The following is a 2042-nucleotide window of genomic DNA, read 5'->3' as shown; positions in this document are numbered from 1 at the left end:
TACGCCGGCGAGCGCGTCCTGCGCAAGGCCGGAAAGGCTGGTAAGTAACCATGGCGATCTCCATCAAGCACAACAAGACCGTGCGCTCGCCCCCGCCCCCGCGAGGGCGTGCAGGGCGTGGGCGACCAGGCTGCGGCCGCCGATCTCGTGCAGGACCTTCGCGGTGCGCGACTTCATGCGGGTCCCAGCTCCCGCGGCCAGGACGACGGCGGTGACGGCGTGACTCACCGGGCTCCTTCAGGGTTGACGTCGGGTGGCTCCCCGGGCAGGAGTCGAACCTGCGTCGCTTGTCCTGATTCAAAGTCAGGCGGGCCCTGCCGGCAGACCAACCGGGGATCGGAGCCAGGCTACCGGACCTCGGCGGGCCGTCGTGCCACGCAGAACAGCCGGCGGAAGGGCAGCACCGTCCCCCACGGCCGCCGGGGGTAGGCCTCGCGCAGCGCCGCGCGGTACTCGCGCTCGAAGTCGGCGCGCAGGTCGTCGGGCAGCGCCTGGAGCACCGGACGGGCGCCGGTGCCCCGGATCCAGTCCAACACCGGGTCGTCGCCGGGCAGCACGTGCAGGTAGGTCGTCTCCCACGCGTCCACCGCCCAGCCGAGGCCGGCGAACCGCTCGAACCAGGCCGACAGCTCCGTCCCGCGGGCCTCGTCGAGGCCCTGTGTGTGGGCCGCGTACGGCTCGCGGCCGGCCAGCTCGTGCAGCAGGCGGTGGCTGGGCGCGTCGAAGTTGCCCGGCACCTGCAGCGCGAACGTGCCGCCCGGACGCACGTGGGCGGCGAGCCGCTCCACGACGTCCAGCGGCTCGGGGACCCACTGGAACAGGGCGTTGGACACGATGACGTCCACGGGCGCCTCGGGCTCCCACGTGGCGACGTCGGCGAGCTCGTAGGCCGTGCGCGGGTCGGCGTCGTCGGCGCGGGCACGGTCGATCATCGCCGCGGAGGAGTCCACGCCGAGCACCCGGGCCCGCGGCCAACGGGCACGCAGGACGGGCGAGAGCTGGCCCGGGCCGCAGCCGAGGTCGACGACGGCGTCGGGGTCGGCGTCCACGCGGGCGAGCAGGTCGAGGAACGGCCGGCCGCGCTCGTCGGCGTAGGCCAGGTAGGTCGCGGGGTCCCAGGTCATGCCGCGAGCCTAGGCAGCCAGGTATCTCGATGTCGAGATTCTTGATCGGTAGAGTGGGGCCATGAGCCCCGAGCCGGACGAGGTCGACCGACTCGTCGCGGCCTGGACGCACGAGCGTCCCGACCTCGACGTGTCCCCGATGCAGGTCATGAGCCGCGTCGCGCGCCTGGCCCACCACCTGGACCGCGCCCGGCGGCGCGCCTTCGCCGAGCACGGGCTCGAGCCGTGGGAGTTCGACGTCCTGTCGGCGCTGCGCAAGGCCGGCGAGCCGTACGCCCTCTCCCCCGGTCGCCTGGTGCAGGAGACGCTGGTGACGAGCGGGACGATGACCAACCGCGTCGACCGGCTGGCGACGCGCGGGTTCGTGGAGCGCCTGCCCGACCCCAGCGACCGGCGCGGCGTCCAGGTGCGGCTGACCGCCGCGGGGCGCGAGGCGGTCGACGGTGCGCTGACCGAGCTGGTCGAGCACGAGAAGGAGCTGCTGGCCGAGCTGGACGACGCCCAGGCCGGCGTCCTGGTCGACGCCCTGCGCGTCCTCGCCCGCCGCTTCGCCTGACGCGCGTCCCTCACCCGAGCCCCGATCCCCCGCGCGTCCCTCACCCGAGCCCCGCTCCCCCGAGATGTGTGAAGGAATCGACCACGTCTCGTCGCGAGACGGTCGATTTCCTCACGAATCTCGGCAGCGCAGACGCGAGGTGAGGGGCTAGTCCTCGAGGAGGGCGGCGGCGTCGAGCCAGGCCGCCTCGAGCTGCTCGCGCTCGGCGACCAGCTCGGCGTGCTCGGCGACGAGCTGGCCGAGGCGGTGGGCGTCCGTGGTGTGCTCGACGATCTGCGCCTCGAGCGCCGCCTCGCGCTCGCCGACCTTGGCCAGCTGACGCTCGAGGCGCTCCGACGTCCTTGCGGGCCTGGCGCTGCACC

The 2042-nt window shown here is 73.8% G+C and carries 3 protein-coding genes, 1 tRNA gene and 1 pseudogene; 1 reads left to right on the top strand and 4 read right to left on the bottom strand.

Features of this window, described 5'->3' with window-relative positions; all coding sequences use genetic code 11:
- Positions 1–63 precede the first annotated feature (63 nt).
- From AC2W7G_RS14715 to AC2W7G_RS14705, 3 genes are all read right to left on the bottom strand, one after another.
- Positions 64–228: an NTP transferase domain-containing protein gene (locus AC2W7G_RS14715; protein WP_485869097.1), complete on the bottom strand. Its 165-nt coding sequence runs from the start codon at positions 226–228 to the stop codon at positions 64–66.
- A gap of 26 nt (positions 229–254) precedes the next feature.
- A tRNA-Gln gene (locus tag AC2W7G_RS14710) sits at positions 255–336 on the bottom strand.
- A gap of 11 nt (positions 337–347) precedes the next feature.
- Entirely contained in the window at positions 348–1124 is a 777-nt protein-coding gene (locus AC2W7G_RS14705; RefSeq protein WP_485869096.1) for a methyltransferase domain-containing protein, read from the bottom strand.
- 61 nt (positions 1125–1185) lie between these two features.
- Here AC2W7G_RS14705 and AC2W7G_RS14700 point away from each other — a divergent pair, with 61 nt between their 5' ends.
- Entirely contained in the window at positions 1186–1680 is a 495-nt protein-coding gene (locus AC2W7G_RS14700) for a MarR family winged helix-turn-helix transcriptional regulator (protein WP_485869095.1), read from the top strand.
- Between the two features lie 147 nt (positions 1681–1827).
- On the opposite strand, the pseudogene AC2W7G_RS14695 reads toward AC2W7G_RS14700, so the two are convergent.
- Positions 1828–2042: pseudogene (locus tag AC2W7G_RS14695) on the bottom strand (ABC transporter ATP-binding protein); the annotation flags it as partial.

The organism is Aeromicrobium sp. PFPM2_SD2 (assembly GCF_057364525.1).
This window is presented reverse-complemented; position numbering and strand designations above follow the sequence as displayed.